This window comes from Elusimicrobiota bacterium (genome assembly GCA_016218575.1).
Classification (GTDB): Bacteria; Elusimicrobiota; Elusimicrobia; order UBA1565; family UBA9628; genus JACRDN01.
Genome location: JACRDN010000020.1, coordinates 39,408 through 53,999, shown reverse-complemented (window position 1 = coordinate 53,999; position 14,592 = coordinate 39,408). Strand labels below are relative to the sequence as shown.

Annotated in this window: 15 protein-coding genes; 6 read left to right on the top strand and 9 right to left on the bottom strand. The window is 61.2% G+C overall.

Going from position 1 to position 14,592, the window contains the following annotated elements; all coding sequences use genetic code 11:
• Nucleotides 1-11: 11 nt before the first annotated feature.
• Nucleotides 12-509, top strand: coding sequence for a YajQ family cyclic di-GMP-binding protein (locus HY921_11025; protein MBI5631402.1), 498 nt, complete (start codon nucleotides 12-14; stop codon nucleotides 507-509).
• A 239-nt stretch (nucleotides 510-748) separates the two neighbouring features.
• Here HY921_11025 and HY921_11020 read toward each other — a convergent pair whose 3' ends face one another.
• Nucleotides 749-1,330, bottom strand: coding sequence for a hypothetical protein (locus HY921_11020; protein ID MBI5631401.1), 582 nt, complete (start codon nucleotides 1,328-1,330; stop codon nucleotides 749-751).
• Between the two features lie 86 nt (nucleotides 1,331-1,416).
• Between HY921_11020 and HY921_11015 the strand changes: the two genes are divergently transcribed.
• From HY921_11015 to HY921_11005, 3 genes are read left to right on the top strand one after another with little or no spacing between them, the layout of a single operon-like run.
• Nucleotides 1,417-2,676 (top strand): imidazolonepropionase, encoded by a 1,260-nt coding sequence (locus HY921_11015; protein ID MBI5631400.1) that lies wholly within the window; start codon nucleotides 1,417-1,419, stop codon nucleotides 2,674-2,676.
• 26 nt (nucleotides 2,677-2,702) lie between these two features.
• Nucleotides 2,703-3,425, top strand: a complete 723-nt coding sequence (locus HY921_11010) for an HAD family hydrolase (GenBank protein MBI5631399.1) — start codon at nucleotides 2,703-2,705, stop codon at nucleotides 3,423-3,425.
• Nucleotides 3,422-4,735: an aldehyde dehydrogenase family protein gene (locus HY921_11005; GenBank protein ID MBI5631398.1), complete on the top strand. Its 1,314-nt coding sequence runs from the start codon at nucleotides 3,422-3,424 to the stop codon at nucleotides 4,733-4,735. Before HY921_11010 ends, HY921_11005 begins: the two co-directional genes overlap by 4 nt.
• A gap of 34 nt (nucleotides 4,736-4,769) precedes the next feature.
• On the opposite strand, the gene HY921_11000 is transcribed toward HY921_11005, so the two are convergent.
• Nucleotides 4,770-5,591 (bottom strand): hypothetical protein, encoded by an 822-nt coding sequence (locus HY921_11000; GenBank protein ID MBI5631397.1) that lies wholly within the window; start codon nucleotides 5,589-5,591, stop codon nucleotides 4,770-4,772.
• A 148-nt stretch (nucleotides 5,592-5,739) separates the two neighbouring features.
• Here HY921_11000 and ftcD point away from each other — a divergent pair, with 148 nt between their 5' ends.
• Nucleotides 5,740-7,272, top strand: coding sequence for a glutamate formimidoyltransferase (ftcD, locus tag HY921_10995; protein ID MBI5631396.1), 1,533 nt, complete (start codon nucleotides 5,740-5,742; stop codon nucleotides 7,270-7,272).
• Between the two features lie 83 nt (nucleotides 7,273-7,355).
• A complete protein-coding gene (locus tag HY921_10990) occupies nucleotides 7,356-7,745 on the top strand; it encodes a hypothetical protein (GenBank protein ID MBI5631395.1) in 390 nt (129 codons plus the stop codon).
• Here HY921_10990 and HY921_10985 read toward each other — a convergent pair.
• From HY921_10985 to xth, 7 genes are all read right to left on the bottom strand, one after another.
• Nucleotides 7,727-8,821 (bottom strand): hypothetical protein, encoded by a 1,095-nt coding sequence (locus HY921_10985; GenBank protein ID MBI5631394.1) that lies wholly within the window; start codon nucleotides 8,819-8,821, stop codon nucleotides 7,727-7,729. The genes HY921_10990 and HY921_10985 overlap by 19 nt on opposite strands.
• Before the next feature lie 86 nt (nucleotides 8,822-8,907).
• Entirely contained in the window at nucleotides 8,908-10,695 is a 1,788-nt protein-coding gene (locus tag HY921_10980; GenBank protein MBI5631393.1) for a phosphoenolpyruvate carboxykinase (GTP), read from the bottom strand.
• Nucleotides 10,696-10,704: 9 nt separating this feature from the next.
• The gene (locus tag HY921_10975) at nucleotides 10,705-11,700 is read right to left on the bottom strand and encodes an inorganic phosphate transporter (protein ID MBI5631392.1); all 996 of its coding nucleotides are present in this window, start codon (nucleotides 11,698-11,700) and stop codon (nucleotides 10,705-10,707) included.
• Between the two features lie 4 nt (nucleotides 11,701-11,704).
• A complete protein-coding gene (locus HY921_10970; protein MBI5631391.1) occupies nucleotides 11,705-12,331 on the bottom strand; it encodes a DUF47 domain-containing protein in 627 nt (208 codons plus the stop codon).
• Nucleotides 12,332-12,422: 91 nt separating this feature from the next.
• Nucleotides 12,423-13,469, bottom strand: coding sequence for a protein arginine kinase (locus HY921_10965; GenBank protein MBI5631390.1), 1,047 nt, complete (start codon nucleotides 13,467-13,469; stop codon nucleotides 12,423-12,425).
• Nucleotides 13,469-13,822, bottom strand: coding sequence for a hypothetical protein (locus tag HY921_10960; GenBank protein ID MBI5631389.1), 354 nt, complete (start codon nucleotides 13,820-13,822; stop codon nucleotides 13,469-13,471). Before HY921_10960 ends, HY921_10965 begins: the two co-directional genes overlap by 1 nt.
• Nucleotides 13,819-14,586 carry an exodeoxyribonuclease III gene (gene xth / locus HY921_10955; protein MBI5631388.1) on the bottom strand — a complete coding sequence of 256 codons (768 nt, stop codon included), beginning with the start codon at nucleotides 14,584-14,586 and terminating at the stop codon, nucleotides 13,819-13,821. Before xth ends, HY921_10960 begins: the two co-directional genes overlap by 4 nt.
• Nucleotides 14,587-14,592 lie beyond the last annotated feature (6 nt).

The window sequence follows — 14,592 nt, the reverse complement described above, 5'->3', positions numbered from 1 at the left end:
AGGAGGGATATATGCCATCTGAATTTTCTTTCGATGTCGTGAGCGAAGTGGACCTGAACCTGGTCCAGGAGTGCGTCAACGTGGCCATGAAGGAGATAGCCAACCGCTTCGACTTCAAGGGCTCGGCGGTCTCCATAGAGCTCAATCAAAAGGAAAAAAAGCTCGTGGTTCGCGCCGAGGATGAGTTCAAGATCGAAGCGGTGCTGGACATCCTCAACACCCGCATGGCCAAGAGAGGCCTTCCCTTGAAGAATTTCCAGAAGGGCAAACTCGAGCAGGCCCTGGGCCAGACCGCGCGGATGGAGGTGGCGATCCAGGCGGGCATCCCCTCGGAGAAGGCCAAGGAGATCGCGGCGGCCATCAAGGCCGAAAAGCTCAAGGTTGTCGCCTCCATCCAGGGCGAGCAGGTGCGGGTAGCGGGCAAGTCCAAGGACGAACTTCAGTCCGCCATGGCCTTGATCCGGGGCAAGAGCTTCGGTATAGATTTGCAGTTCAAGAATTTTCGCTGATTCAGCATTAACCTAAAATAGTCGATTGGGTGCCTCTCAGCGTCTGAAGGGTCGGGATAATTCCATCCCCTCTTTTTCGCTTATTTTCTCGGTCTCGATAAACACGCTATTCAACTTACGGGCGCATACCTGCTGTGGCCGGCCACGGTAGGTATGCATCTGCTCTCTGTTTTAGCTCCTGGGGCCCAGGCCTATTGATCTTTTTGTCCCGGAACCTGTCCCGAACTGAATAGTTCAGGTTAATCAGAGCGTCTTCTAATGCGGAAATTTACCGTCATTCGTCCAAATCTGCCCATCGAAGTGGAAAGGATTTTATAGCCTGCATTTTTTAGATGTCTGCGCAGGACAGCATTGGTGGTGTCTTTCATGAATTCCGTTATGTCTTCGCGAGCGCTGGTAAGACTGAGCACTTTTGTACTTCCCTTGCATTCACCATTGTCGAGCATTTCCCATTCTCTTGCGGGCAAGACATACTTTATGACCGTGTAATATCGGGTTTCTATGGCGATATGTCCTGACGGTTTGTAGTCTTTGCGATTGACCGCATAAATGATACGCCCCGATTCTTCCAGATTTCTAATAGGCTGGTATAGGTTGTCGCGGTCTTCCTCCCATTTTATTGTTTCCCTTGTTTCCTCAGAGCGAAATGGCTCGCTGGTGCAATTTCTTGTTTTTTTCATCCGCACTGACGCAGTGGCAAGATTTGCCGACAATTCTATTTCGTGGGACCGCTTCATGTCCTCGAAGGTATGTTCGGCACGAAGAATGTACGGGATCAGCACAGCCGCCGCCGCAATGAGGACTACTTGCTTTATTTTCATGGTATAGTTTTTGGGATTGTCATCGTTGCGACAAGGGTCCTTTGGCCCAGCTTGCTTCGGCCCGTTGGGCCTAGTAAAATACTCGAATGTCTGCGTTAATTCTTAACATTTCACAACTCTTGACCATGGCCGGCCCGGGTCCGCGCAAGGGCGCCCAGATGGGCTCCTTGGGCCTGGTCCGAGACGGGGCGGTCCTGGTCGAGAACGGGGAAATCCTGGCCGCAGGCCCGCGCGGCGAGGTGCTACGCCATGAAAAGGCCGGATCGGCGCGGATCATAGACGCGGGCAAGCGCGTGGTCCTGCCTGGGTTCGTGGACAGCCATTCCCACCCGGTCTTCGCCTTCCCGCGCTTGGATGATTTTGAGTCGCGGATCAAGGGCAGTACTTACGCCCAGATCGCGGAAAATGAAGGAGGTATTCTTTCCACCGTGCGCGGCGTCAGAACCGCGAGCCAAGGCGAGCTGTCCCAAGGGCTGCGAGAGCGCGCCCGCAAGTTCATCGAGTCCGGGACGACCACCTTGGAGGCCAAGTCCGGCTACGGCCTCGAGCTCGAGGCGGAGATGAAGATGCTGAGGGCCATCAAGACCGTGGCGGAGCAAGGCCCCTTGGAGATAATCCCCACCTTGATCGGGGCCCACGCCTTTCCGCCGGAGCTGGACGGCCGCCGGGGCGAGTACGTCCGCCAAGTGTGCGAGGAGATGATCCCGGCCGCGGCCAAGGAGAAATTGGCGGTTTTCGTGGACGTATTTTGCGAGAGAGGCTACTTCACTATTGAGGAATCGAAAAGAATACTTCAGTCGGCCCGGCAGGCCGGGCTCCAAACTAAAATCCACGCGGAGCAGCTCTCCCATGCCGGGAGCGCGGCCCTGGCTGTGGAATGCGGCGCCGCATCCGCCGATCATTTGGATTGCGCGGGCCCTGCTGACGCAAAAGTCTTGGCCCACAGCCAGACCGTGGCCTGCCTGGTGCCGGGCTCCAATTATTTCCTAGACAAGCCTTACCCGCCAGCCCGCGAGCTTATCGATGCGGGCGCAGCCGTGGCCTTGGCCACGGACTTCAACCCGGGGACATGTCCCTGCTGGGACATGAGGCAAATCCTCTCGATCGCGACCACCCAGATGAAAATGGCCCCGGCCGAGGCTATCACGGCGGCCACGATCAACGGAGCCTGGGCCTTGGGCCTGGGACGAACGCATGGCTCGCTCGAGCCGGGGAAAAAGGCCGATATTCTTTGCTATGAGGCTCAGGACTACAGAGAAATCCCATACTATTTTGGAAACTCGGGCACTGCGTGGGTGATGAAATCCGGCGCCGTGGTTTACTCCAGTGAGGACTTGAAGCTGTGAGGAAGTTAAGCAAGTTAAGAATATAAATGACTGGCACCAAAGTCAAAGTTCTCAAAGTTCTTCTTTTTGACATAGATGGGACGTTGGTGAGGGCGGGCGGGGCGGGGCGCAAGGCCTTGAACCGCGCGGTCTATCTTCTTTACGGAAAGAAAAACATCTGCGCGGAGTTCAGCTTGGCCGGAAGAACCGACCTTTGGAATTTCCGCGCGGCCTTTGAGAAGTCGCGAGGCCGGAGTCCGAGTCGGGCGGAGCTGGAGGAGCTTCACCAAGAGTACCTGCGCCTTTTGCCGCGCTACATCAAGGCCGCGCTCCGGAAGAAGTCCTACGTGCACCCGCGGGGCATTAAGGTTCTCCTCAAGAGGCTCAGCCGCGAGAAGGGGGTGCTTCTGGGTCTTGGGACCGGCAACATGGAACGGGGTGCCCGCATCAAGCTCGAGCCCTCGGGATTCAACGCCTATTTCCTGTTCGGGGGCTACGGCTCGGACTCCTTCCACAGGCCCGGCTTGCTCAAGAGGGCCGTGCGCCGGGCCGAGAAGCTGGCCGGAGCCGTGATCGATGACTCCGACGTCTACGTGATCGGAGACACCCCCTTGGACGTGGAGGCCGGGCGCAAGGCGGGATTCAAGACCGTGGCGGTGGGAACGGGATTCGCCTCTTGGCAGTCTTTGGTCGAATCCAAGCCCGACTATTTGGCCCGGGATTTCACCCCGGCGAGGCTCTGGCTCCAATGGTTCGGCATAAAGGAATGAACAAGGACGAACTTGACGCCATCGTCGGCAGGGCAGCGGCGGCCTTCGCCAAGACCGCGGCCTGGCCTTCCCATGCCCGGGCCAAGGCCCTGCTATCGGTTTCCGCGGCGATCGAGCGCGAGGCCGAGACTTTCGCCCGTCTCATCGCCGAGGAGGTGCAGAAGCCCTTGAAGGAGGCCCGGCGCGAGGTGGGCCGGGCGGTATTCACCTTCCGCTGGGCGAGCGAGGAGGCCAAGCGTTTTAGGGGAGAGGTCCTGCCTTTGGACCTCGACCCCAACGCGGAGGGCCGGTTGGCTCTTGTCAGGCGGTTCCCAAGGGGACCCGCCTTGTTCATCACGCCCTTTAATTTCCCGCTCAACCTCGTCGCCCACAAGGTGGCCCCGGCCATGGCCGTGGGCATTCCTTTTGTCTTGAAGCCCGCGCCGCAGGCCCCGCGCACGGCCATAAAGCTCGCCGAGGTCGTGAGAGCCGCGGGCTGGCCCGAGGAGGCCATGGCCGTGGCTGTGGTCTCCAACGAGGAGGCCGAGGCCTTGGTCCGGGACGAGCGCTTTAAAATCCTCTCATTTACCGGCAGCGCCAAGGTCGGCTGGCATATCAAGTCCCTGGCCGGCAAAAAGCACGTGCTCTTGGAGCTGGGCGGCAACGCCGGGGTTCTGGTGGCCGCGGACGCGGACGTGCCCTGGGCCGCGGCGCGCTCGGCCTGGGGGGCTTATTATTACTCCGGGCAGGTGTGCATCTCGGTCCAGCGCATTTACGTCGAGGCGCCGGTCTACGGGGAGTTCAAGGATTTGCTCCTTAAAAACATCGCGGAGCTTAGAATCGGCGCACCCCTGGACGAAAACACCGACATAGCGCCTCTCATCTCGCAAGAGGCCGCCGAGCGCGTGGAGGCTTGGATCGAAGAAGCCGTAAAGGGAGGAGGCCGGGTTCTTCGCGGAGGCAAGCGCCAGGGGAGCCTGCTTCCACCCACCTTGATCGAGAATGCCCCCGAGACCTGCCGATTGTCCCGCGAGGAGGCCTTCGGCCCGGTGGCCATCCTGCGCAAGGTCGCGTCCCGGCACGAGGGGCTTGAGAAAATCGCCCAAGGCCCCTACGGCTTGCAAGCGGGGATTTTCACCAATGATTTGCGTGGAGTCTTCGAGGCCTGGGAAAATATCCCGGTCGGCGGGCTCATTGTTAATGACATCCCTTCCTTCAGGTCGGATGCCATGCCTTACGGGGGCACCAAGGACTCGGGAACGGGCCGGGAAGGGGCGCGCTACGCCATGGAGGAGTTCACGGAGCTGCGTACCTTGGTGATAAAACCGTAGGCCTGCCCTTGGGCCGCAGGGCCCAGGAAGATCCTCATCTGACCGCCGTACATTTCCCTACTATAGCCGTTCCATCCACCACGGCCCGGCCGATGTTATCATCCTCGACGTGAAGCGGGCTTCCCGGCAGCCAATACTCGTTGACGTTCTTCGAGCCGGAAATGGCCGCTTTCTTAAATTCCACGTCCAGCATGCCGCCGCGCGGGGGGTGGGCGCCGATGCGGTAGCCGATTTGAATTTGGTTGTGCTGGAGAGGGATGTTTTTGAGAATCTTTCCGTCAGTCCTCTTCTCCACTGAAGATGTATAAAATCCCCCCGTCTCTTCCTGAGGCGCATACATCCGCACGCCCACGGGAGAATAGACGCTCACCAGGGCGACATCGTTTATGGCGGCGTGAAAGGGGGAGCTTCTCTTGGCTGTTTGGTCCTTGATCTTGTCGGAAAACAGCCAGAGAGCGCGATAGGCGGAGAAGATGAAATCCCTTTCAAAACCTTCGATGGCTCTTGTCCCTAAAATGGGCGAGATCGCGCTTTCCAACAAGCGCTCTCTCTTATCCTGGTCCAAGAAATAGGCTTTTCCTTTCTCATATGCCGCCGTGAACTCGAGGGTATTAAAGAAGCCGTCGGCTTGCCGCAAAACATCGGCTTGGGGCGATTTGTCGATGGCCGCCCCGCCCAAGCTTTGGATTTTTTCCGGCGACAAGCCGTGCAGAAAGCCGTCGATACTCTCGCCCGCGGGGAGGAGCTTGGTCAAGCTTTCTTCTTTGGCTACGAGGCAGGAATACCCCCACTCCTGGGCCGAGGCCGCGGCTGGCGGGAGAAAGGCAAAACTTAAGATAAGAGCGAATGTTCGCATATGTCCTCCAGAAATGTTTCATTTGAAAATAAAAAATTTACGAACCGGGCTCATGGGCCTTTAGGAGAAAAAATCGAGGTCTTTGGGCCTAGGCCCAAGTGGAACTATGGCGGGCAAGAATGGCAAAATACACTTGAGGAGCTTAAATATGAGCGCTTTAGTCGAATGCGTGCCGAATTTCTCGGAGGGCCGGGATGCGGCCAAGGTCGCCCAGGTGGTGGATGCCGCCCGGGCCGTCTCCGGGGTCAGCATCTTGGACGTGGAGACCGACCCGGACCACAACCGCTGCGTGCTGTCCTTCGTGGCCTCCCCCGAGGTCGCCTTGGAGGCGTGCTTCGCGGTCGCCAAGAAGGCGGTCGAGCTCATTGATTTAAACAAGCACAAAGGCGAGCACCCCCGCATGGGGGCGGTGGACGTGATTCCCTTCATTCCGGTTTCCGGGGTCTCCATGGAGGACTGCGCGGCCTTGGCGGCGCGCCTTGCCGAGCGCATAGGCCGGGAGCTTGGGCTCCCGGCCTACCTCTACGACCAGGCGGCACGCATTCCGGAGCGCAAGGATTTGGCCAACGTGCGCAAGGGGCAGTTCGAGGGCTTGAGGGATCTCATCGGCAAGGATCTTTCCCGGACCCCGGACTTCGGCCCCAACCGCATCCATCCCATGGCCGGGGCCGTGGCCGTGGGCGCTAGGCGGCAAATCATCAACTTCAACCTGAACCTCTCCACCTCGGACATGGCCGCGGGCAAGGACATAGCCAAGCGGGTCCGGGCCTCGGGAGGGGGGTTGCCCTGCGTCAGGGCCAAGGAGATAGAGCTTTCCGCGCGCAAACAGGTCCAGATCTCTACCGTGCTCACTGACTACAAGACCACGCCCATGGCCAAGGTCCTCTCCGAGGTTTCGCGGCTCTCCGCGGAGCACGGGGCCAAGATACTGACCGCCGAGATCGTGGGGCTTCTCCCGCAGGAGGCCTTGATCGGCTTCGCCGTGGATTCATTGAGCCTCGAGAATTTCAATCCCGAGGTCCAGATCCTGGAAAGAAGGCTCGCGGCCGTCGCAGCTCCTAGCGCTTCTTCAAGCTGGCAGGAGGCCGCCGAGCTCGTGGCCCAGGCCCTCTCCAACACCGACGCCACCCCAGGCGGGGGCTCGGCCGCGGGCATCTCCGGGGCCATGGGCTGCGGCCTCGGGATGATGGCGATCGGGATTAGTCTGAAGTCCAAGAAGCTCAGGCCGGAATTTCGGCCTGAGCTGGAGAGATCCTCTCAATCCTTGAATGTCTTCAAGGATGATTTCCACCGCCTTACCACCGAGGACGCGGCCGCCTTCGACCAGTTCATGGCTGCGGTCGGCCTTCCCAAAGACAGCTCGGAGAGGGTCATCAAGATGCAGGCGGCCCTCCTCCACGCCGCCGAGGTGCCTCTAGCGACCACGGAGAAGGCCCATCAGGCCTTCTCCGTGGTGGAGAAGGCTCTTCCTTTGACCGGCGCGGCGGTGGCTTCCGACATGAATTGCGCTTTGCACCTCTTGAAGGCCGCGGTACTTTGCGCTGCCGAGAATGTCCGCATCAACCTCTCCGGCCTCAAGGACAGGAACGCGGCCCGGGAGCTGGCTTCCCGGCTCGACGCCTGTTTGGAAGTTGTCCACAGGACTTCGCCGCGAAGTTCGGTGGATAAGTCCGAGGCCTAGCTTGCCGCTGGGGGCCCTAAGGCCCAGGCCAGAGTAGGCCCTTTGCCCCTGGTCTCTCGTCTGAAAAGCTGCGACAATTGAGTATGAAAACACTCGCGATTTTAGCCGCTGTCTTGGGGTCTTTCAGCGCGAATCTCTTCGCCCAGAATTTGCGCCGGGCCGGGGGCCGTGTCGCCGCTGTTCTAGACGAGGGGGCCGTCGCTTTTCAGGTCAAGGGCGGGGGGGAGCCCCGCGCTCCCAAGGCCAAGCCTAAAACCAAGCCCCAGCCCAAAGCCGTCAAAATAAAGCGCGCCAAGCCCCCGGTGAGGCAGCCCCGCAAGACGGATCCCGAGGCGGGCGCGTCGCGGAGCGACGATTATGACGAGGAAGAGCCCTTGCCGTCCGATCCGGATGACTCGCAGCGCCCCTCGCGCCGCGATGGGGAGTTCAACGACCCCGAAGGGGGCTCTCCCAATCACCGAGGGCCGCGCTGACAGCGGCCGCCGCAATCCGGAGCGGAAGGCGCTTTCAAAGCCGCGGGCTTGATGGCGCCGAGGGCTTGCGCCGCGTAACAGCAGTCGGATTTCTTCTTAAGTCCAAGCACCACCAACGGCAAGACGTCCTCAGCGGAAGGTCCCAACAAGGTTATCGCCCTATAGGCGTAGAGGCGGGCGCTTTTCTCGTCGCTTTTGAGATGGGAGATGAGGCCTGGCGCGGTTTTTCTTGCGGCCGCAGAAGCGAGAGCCGCTTCCCGGTCGGCCGGCTCCATGCGTTTGAGGGCATTTAAAGCCAACTCTCCCGCTTCGACATCGGAGCTCCCTAGAAGCTCCACCAGAGGGGGAGCGGCCTGGCTTTTCATCTTGACAAGGACATCCTGGGCCGTGACATAGGCCTCGGGGTTCGGATGGGAGCGCAGGGCCTCGATCAGGATGGGAATGGCCGCGTCAGGGCCTAATTTAAGAAAGGCGAGATAGGCCTCGCCAATGGGAATGCCGTTGAATTTTCCCTCCGATGCCATTTTCATGAGCGCGGGTGCCAAGGTATTCTTTTCTTGCGGGTTCGATTCCTCCAGCCGGCGTAGGGCTTCCTGCCGCGTCGTTTCATCACTGGAGATCAGTCCCCATGCGATGGGGCCGTGCCGCCCCATCCAGCAGAGGTTTCCGACGGGGAGCGCGGCGAGAAGCAGGGCCCAATAAATCCCGAGGCGAATTCGGATGTCCGCGGGGGCCGCGTAGCCCAGGAGGCCGGCCTGGATTTTTGGCGCCCAAACCAGGCCCGCGGCCATCCAGGCCAGGGCCAACAGGAACATGGAGGGAGGCAATCCCGCGAATGTCGACAAATCCGAGGCCTTGCTGAAGAGGCGGCGCAAGGTTTCGATGAAGAATTGGGGGAGCGCGAATATCACGATGGGGAAAAACAATGCCAAGAGCCCAACAGCGAAAAGAGTCCAGGAGGCGGCCAAAAACAAGATCAACAGGAGGTTGGCGGCGGCCGGAAGTCCGGCCGCTTTGGCCAGGGGAAGCCGGGAGGAGAGTTCTCTAACCTCGAAAAGCGAGGAGAGGAGTCCCATGAGCACCCCCGATTGCAGGAGGATGGCCCCAACGCCGATGATAGAGTCTTCCAAATGGATGCGGGGAGGTCCGGCTGTTCGGCTTATTAAGCCTCGACCGCGGCCTTGAAGCGCTCGGCTACTCCCTGGTACTGCTTCCAGATGACGGGGCTGAGCCGAGGTCCCAGACTCTCGAAGAACTTCTTCTGGTCCTGAAGCTCGGCCTCCCAGTCCTGGCGCCGCACCTCAAGGAGCTTGTCCATGGCGCCGCCCTCGAGGGTCAAGCCCGTCAAGTCGAGTCCATCGGGGGTTGGGACGCAGCCGATGGGGGTCTTGCGGGTTTTTCCCTGGCCATGGCAGCGCGCCAAGATCCACTCGAGCACCCGCAGGTTGTCGCCGAAGCCCGGCCAAAGGAATTTTCCCTTCTCATCTTTCCTGAACCAGTTGACGTGGAATATCTTGGGGGCCTTGGGGATGCGCCGCCCCATCTCCAGCCAGTGGGTGAAGTAATCGGCCATGTTATAGCCGCAGAAGGGGAGCATGGCCATGGGGTCTCGGCGGACCTCGCCTAGCTTGCCGACCTGGGCCGCCGTTCTCTCGGAGGCCACGCTTGCCCCCATGTAGACGCCGTGGTTCCAGTCGAAGGCCTCGTAGACCAAGGGCGCCACCTTCTCGCGTCGTCCGCCGAAGATGATGGCCGAGATGGGGACTCCCTGGAGGTCCTCCCAATGGGGGGAGATGGCCGGGCACTGGTAGGCCGGGGCTGTGAAGCGGCTGTTGGGATGCGCCCCGGGGACGGGCTTGCCCTGGGCGTCTTTCATCCCCGGCTTCCAAGGGTTTCCCCGCCAGTCCCAGCCCTCCGCGGGGGCAGGGCCCTCGCCGTCCTCCCACCATACCGTGCCGTCCTTGGAAAGGACGACGTTGGTGAAAATCGCGTTCTTTCGCACCGTGGCCAGGGCATTGGGGTTGCTCCGGGAGTTGGTCCCGGGGGCCACGCCGAAGAAGCCGGACTCGGGGTTCATGGCCCATAGCCGGCCGTCGGGGCCCAGGCGCAGCCATGCGATGTCGTCGCCCACGGTCCAGATTTTGTAGCCCTTGTGCTTGAGCCCCTCGGGGGGGATGAGCATGGCGAGGTTGGTCTTGCCGCAGGCGCTCGGGAAGGCCGCAGTCACGTACTCGACGCGGCCCTTCTTGTCCTCGACGCCTAGGATGAGCATGTGCTCGGCCAGCCACCCCTCTTGGCGCGCCAGCCAGCTCGCGATGCGCAGGGATAGGCACTTCTTGCCCAAAAGGGCGTTGCCCCCGTAGCCCGAGCCTACGCTCCAGATGGCGTTGTCCTCGGGGAAATGCAGGATGAGGCGGTTCTCCACCTCGAGCCCGGCCTTGCCGTGGAGGCATTTGGTGAAGGCCCCATCGGTCCCGAGCTGGTCCAGGACCTTCCGGCCCACTCTGGTCATGATGCGCATGTTGAGGACGACGTAAATGCTGTCGGTGAGCTGCACGCCGATTTTGGAGAAGGGCGAGCCCACCGCGCCCATCGAGAACGGGATCACGTACAAAGTCCGGCCCTTCATGGAGCCGGAAAAAATTTGAGAAGCCCGGCGGTAGCCCTCCTCGGGAGACATCCAATTGTTGGTGGGGCCGGCGTCGTCCTTCTTTTTCGTGCAAATATAAGTCAAATGCTCGGTGCGGGCGACGTCGTTGGGGGCGGTGCGGTGGTAAAAGCAGCCGGGGAGCTTCTCGGAGTTCAGGCGCTGGAGTTCTCCGCTCGCCGCGGCCTCGTCCTCAAGCCTCCTCTTCTCCTCCTCCGAGCCGTCTATCCAGACGATTCGGTCCGGCCGGCAGAGCTTGGCCGCTTCCTCCACCCACTGCTTGAGCTTGGGATGGTTGGTCATGTCCCAATTTTAGCAAAAGGAGGAAATTAGAAGGTAGATGAGCGCCGAGGTGACGGCCGCGCAGGGGATGGTGAGGATCCAGGCCCAGACGATGCGGCCCGCCACTCCCCAACGCACGGCGGAAAGCCTCTGTGTCGAGCCTACCCCTACGATCGCCCCGGTGATGGTGTGGGTGGTGGAAACCGGGATGCCGGCCAAGGAGCAGATGAGGATGGAAAGCCCCGCCCCCGTCTCGGCGCAGAAGCCCCCCACCGGTTTGAGCTTGGTGACCCGGTGCCCCATGGTCTTGACGATTTTCCAGCCTCCCATCAAAGTCCCGAGGCTTATGACGGCGTGGCAGGAGAGGATCACCCACCACGGCACGCGGAACTCGCCGCTCAAGAGGCCGTTGCTGAAAAGGAGGACGGAGATGATTCCCATCGTCTTCTGGGCGTCGTTGGCCCCATGGGACAGGCTGTAGAGGGCCGCCGAGAGAAGCTGCCCGACCCGGAAGATGGAGTCCACCTGCCCGGGAGACTTGCGCCGGAAAATCCAGTACATGGCAATCATGAGGGCAAAGCCGAAAATAAGCCCGATCGCCGGCGAGAGAAATATGAAGGCGAGCGTGATGGCGAGTTTTTTTGGAAGGAGGCATCCCCATCCGGCCTTAGCTACCCCGGCCCCGACCAGGCCACCGATCAAGGCGTGGGAGGAGCTCACGGGAATTCCCAGGACGATGGTGAGCCAGTCCCAGAGGCTGGCTCCGACAAGCGCCCCGATGATGACCGCGTTGTCTATGACGGAGGGCTCCACCAGGCCCTTGCCGATGGTGTTGGCCACGTGCACCCCGAAGCCGAAGGCGGCCACGAAGTTGAAGAACGCGGCCCAGGCCACGGCTTGCCGGGGGGAGAGGACCCTGGTAGAAACCACCGTGGCGATGGAGTTTGCGGCATCGTGCATGCCGTTCAAAAAATCGAAAAAATAGGCCAGTCCTATGATGGACAAAACCAGCGGGAGGTGGGCCATAAGGCTACGCGTGCTTGACCAGAATGGACTCTATGGTGTTGGCAACGTCCTCGCACTTGTCGATGGCCGTTTCCGTCACCTCGTAGATCTCCTTCCACTTTATGACCTCGAGCGGGTCGGGCTTGCCCTGGAAGAGCTTGCCGATGGCCACGGCCAGCGCCCTGTCCCCGGCGTTCTCCAAACGGTTGATCTCGATGCAGTAGTCGAGGACCCTGCGGCTTTTCTCCGGGTTCTTGAGCTCGACGATGGCCTTGCGCACGTTTTCCGCGGAGTGGTAGAGGATGTCGGCCAGCTCCTTCAAGTCGTCCGAGCTTTTTTCGACGCGGTAAAGCTGCATGCGGGAGGCGATGGCTTGAATCAAGTCCACGATGTCGTCGAGCTCGCTGGCCAGGGCATGGATGTCCTCACGGTCAAAGGGGGTGACGAAGGTGCGGTTGAGCTTGTCGTAGATCTCATGGGCCGTGATGTCGGCCTCGTGCTCGATGTCCTCGAGCTGGGCGAAGGCAGGGGACTCCAGCGACCATTTGCCGGCGAGCTCGTGGAAAACCCGCGCCGCCTCCACGTTGCGCCCGGCTTGAGCTTCGAAGAGCTCGAAGAATTTTTCCTCTTTGGGACTCAGGTTGAATGCCATGGTTTCTCCAGGAATTCTATTTTTGAGCGCATATATGTTAACAATTCGCCGTGAGCTTAGGGGTCGCGTCATATTATTATGACGCGACCCCTTAACGAGCCAATCGCTCCCGGATGAGCGCCGCCCTCAAAAAATCGCGCTCGCCGGGTCCGAGTTCCTTGTCGGCCCGCATCTGGAGGTGGGCGGGCTGGGACAGGATCAAGAGCTCGTTGACCGCGGTGATCCCGGCCGGGAGTTTCCAGCCGAGACCTAAACCCAGGCGCAGGGCGGAAAGGTGCTGGCAGGCCTCCTCGAAGGATAGGAGACGCGCCTGGGAGAGAATCCCCAACGAACGGTACACGATGTCCTCTAGTCTGGCGCGGCCGTTCCCCGAGCTCAAGGCCTGCCGGGCTTCGGCCTCCTTCTCCGCGAGCCGGCTTACGGCCTCGTCGAGCGCGGCCAGGATCTCTGCCTCGGTCCGGCCGAGGCAGGTGGCGTTGGCGATCTGGAACAGATCTCCCATGATCTGGGTTCCCTCCCCGTAAAGCCCGCGGGCGATGAGCCCCGCCCGGGAGAGGTTCTCGAGGAGTTGGTTGGTTTGCCCCGACAGGCCCAAGCCCGGGAGATGGACCAGGGCCGAGGCGCGCAGGCCGGTCCCGAGGTTGGTGGGGCAGGCGGTGAGATAGCCCCAATCCTCGCGGAAGGCGAAGGGGAGGCTTTCGCTTAAGGCGTCGTCCAATGCGTTGGCTTGAGCGAAGGCCTCCTTGAGGTTGAGCCCCGGCTGCAGGCAGGCAAGCCGGATATGGTCCTCCTCGTTGACCATGAGGCTTACCGTCTCCCCGGCGCCCACGACCACGCCGCGCTGCCGGGGCAGCGCGGCGTGGTTCGGGCTGATGAGATGCCTCTCCACCAGGAAGCGCAGATCCACGGCGTCGAGGTCGGAGAGCTTCAAGTAAGCGGCCCGCTCGAGGGCTGCCCGGCGGGCCGCGGCGAAGATTTTTTCTAGGGTTTCCTTTAAAGTCGTTTCAGGCGCGTGGGAGGGAAATAGCGTCTTGTCGAGGTTTCTCGCCAGCCGCACCCGGGAGGACAGCACTATGGCGCTTTCCTCGCCTTCTTGGGCCCAGCCGATCCTCAAGTCCAGCATCTTCTGGAGCTGCATCAGTCCCGGCCCCTTGGGCGCTTGCCCCTGTGCTGGTAGGCCCCCGCGTGGATGCGCGGGATGATGTTCTTGAGCAGCGGCGCAAAGCGCTCGTAGCAGTTCGGGCAGCCGAAGCGCCCCCGGCTCTGGAACTCTTTGAAAGTGGTCCGGCAGGTCGGGCAACTCTGGGGTTTGGGCTTGGGAGCGGGCCGGGCCGCCTCCGAGAGGAGGCTTAGGAAGGCGTCGAATGGGTTGAGGCTCGCCTGGAAGTTCCGGGCGCAGTCCGCGCAGAGCGCCGTCTGCGAGACCTGGTTGTTTACGATCTGCTTGATGAAGACGCAGGCCTGCTCTTTGTGGCAGGAATTGCAGATCACTGCAGCTCGATCCCGACCGGGCAGTGATCCGAGCCCAGGACCTCGGGCAGGATGAAGGCTTTCTTGATGCGGGGGTTCAAGTTCTCCGAGATGAAGAAATAGTCTATCCGCCAGCCCACGTTGCGCTCGCGGGCCCGGCTCTGCATGTCCCACCAGGTGTAGTGCCCCGGGCCTTTCTCGAAAACGCGGAAGGTGTCGATAAATCCATGGCTCCCCAAGAGCTTATCGAGCCAGGCGCATTCCTCGGGGAGAAACCCCGAGATCTTGCGGTTCTCCTTGGGGCGGGCGAGATCAATCTCGGTGTGGGCGGTGTTGACGTCGCCGCAGATCACGATTTTATCCTCGCCTTGCTTGCGGTAGCGGTCTATGACTTCCAGGAAGGCCTCGTAGAAGTTGAGCTTGAACTTGAGCCGCTCGGGGCTGGCCTTGCCGTTGGGGAAATAGATGTTGAAGAGGGTGAAGTCGGGGTAGACGAAGGTGAGCACCCGGCCCTCGTTGTCGAAGGCCGCGAGGTCAAAGCCGCGGTCCACGCGCAGGGGCTTGTGTTTGCTGAAGGTGGCGACCCCGCTATAGCCTTTTTTCTCGCCCCAATGCCACTCGGCGACGTAGCCGGCGGGGGCGGCAAGCTCCGGGGGGAGCTGCTCGGGCTGGGCCTTGGTCTCCTGCAGGCAGAGGACGTCGGGATTATCCTTTGTGATCCAATCGAGCAGGCCCTTGCGGTGGGCGGCGCGCACGCCGTTGACGTTCCAGGAAACGAGCTTCACGGCGTC

Excerpts from the sequence above, each read along its gene's own strand:
- HY921_11025 (MBI5631402.1), top strand. The coding sequence starts at position 12 with ATGCCATCTGAATTTTCTTTCGATGTCGTGAGCGAAGTGGACCTGAAC.
- HY921_11020 (MBI5631401.1), bottom strand. The coding sequence starts at position 1,330 with ATGAAAATAAAGCAAGTAGTCCTCATTGCGGCGGCGGCTGTGCTGATC.
- HY921_11015 (MBI5631400.1), top strand. The coding sequence starts at position 1,417 with ATGTCTGCGTTAATTCTTAACATTTCACAACTCTTGACCATGGCCGGC.
- HY921_11010 (MBI5631399.1), top strand. The coding sequence starts at position 2,703 with ATGACTGGCACCAAAGTCAAAGTTCTCAAAGTTCTTCTTTTTGACATA.
- HY921_11005 (MBI5631398.1), top strand. The coding sequence starts at position 3,422 with ATGAACAAGGACGAACTTGACGCCATCGTCGGCAGGGCAGCGGCGGCC.
- HY921_11000 (MBI5631397.1), bottom strand. The coding sequence starts at position 5,591 with ATGCGAACATTCGCTCTTATCTTAAGTTTTGCCTTTCTCCCGCCAGCC.
- ftcD (MBI5631396.1), top strand. The coding sequence starts at position 5,740 with ATGAGCGCTTTAGTCGAATGCGTGCCGAATTTCTCGGAGGGCCGGGAT.
- HY921_10990 (MBI5631395.1), top strand. The coding sequence starts at position 7,356 with ATGAAAACACTCGCGATTTTAGCCGCTGTCTTGGGGTCTTTCAGCGCG.
- HY921_10985 (MBI5631394.1), bottom strand. The coding sequence starts at position 8,821 with ATGGGACTCCTCTCCTCGCTTTTCGAGGTTAGAGAACTCTCCTCCCGG.
- HY921_10980 (MBI5631393.1), bottom strand. The coding sequence starts at position 10,695 with ATGACCAACCATCCCAAGCTCAAGCAGTGGGTGGAGGAAGCGGCCAAG.
- HY921_10975 (MBI5631392.1), bottom strand. The coding sequence starts at position 11,700 with ATGGCCCACCTCCCGCTGGTTTTGTCCATCATAGGACTGGCCTATTTT.
- HY921_10970 (MBI5631391.1), bottom strand. The coding sequence starts at position 12,331 with ATGGCATTCAACCTGAGTCCCAAAGAGGAAAAATTCTTCGAGCTCTTC.
- HY921_10965 (MBI5631390.1), bottom strand. The coding sequence starts at position 13,469 with ATGCAGCTCCAGAAGATGCTGGACTTGAGGATCGGCTGGGCCCAAGAA.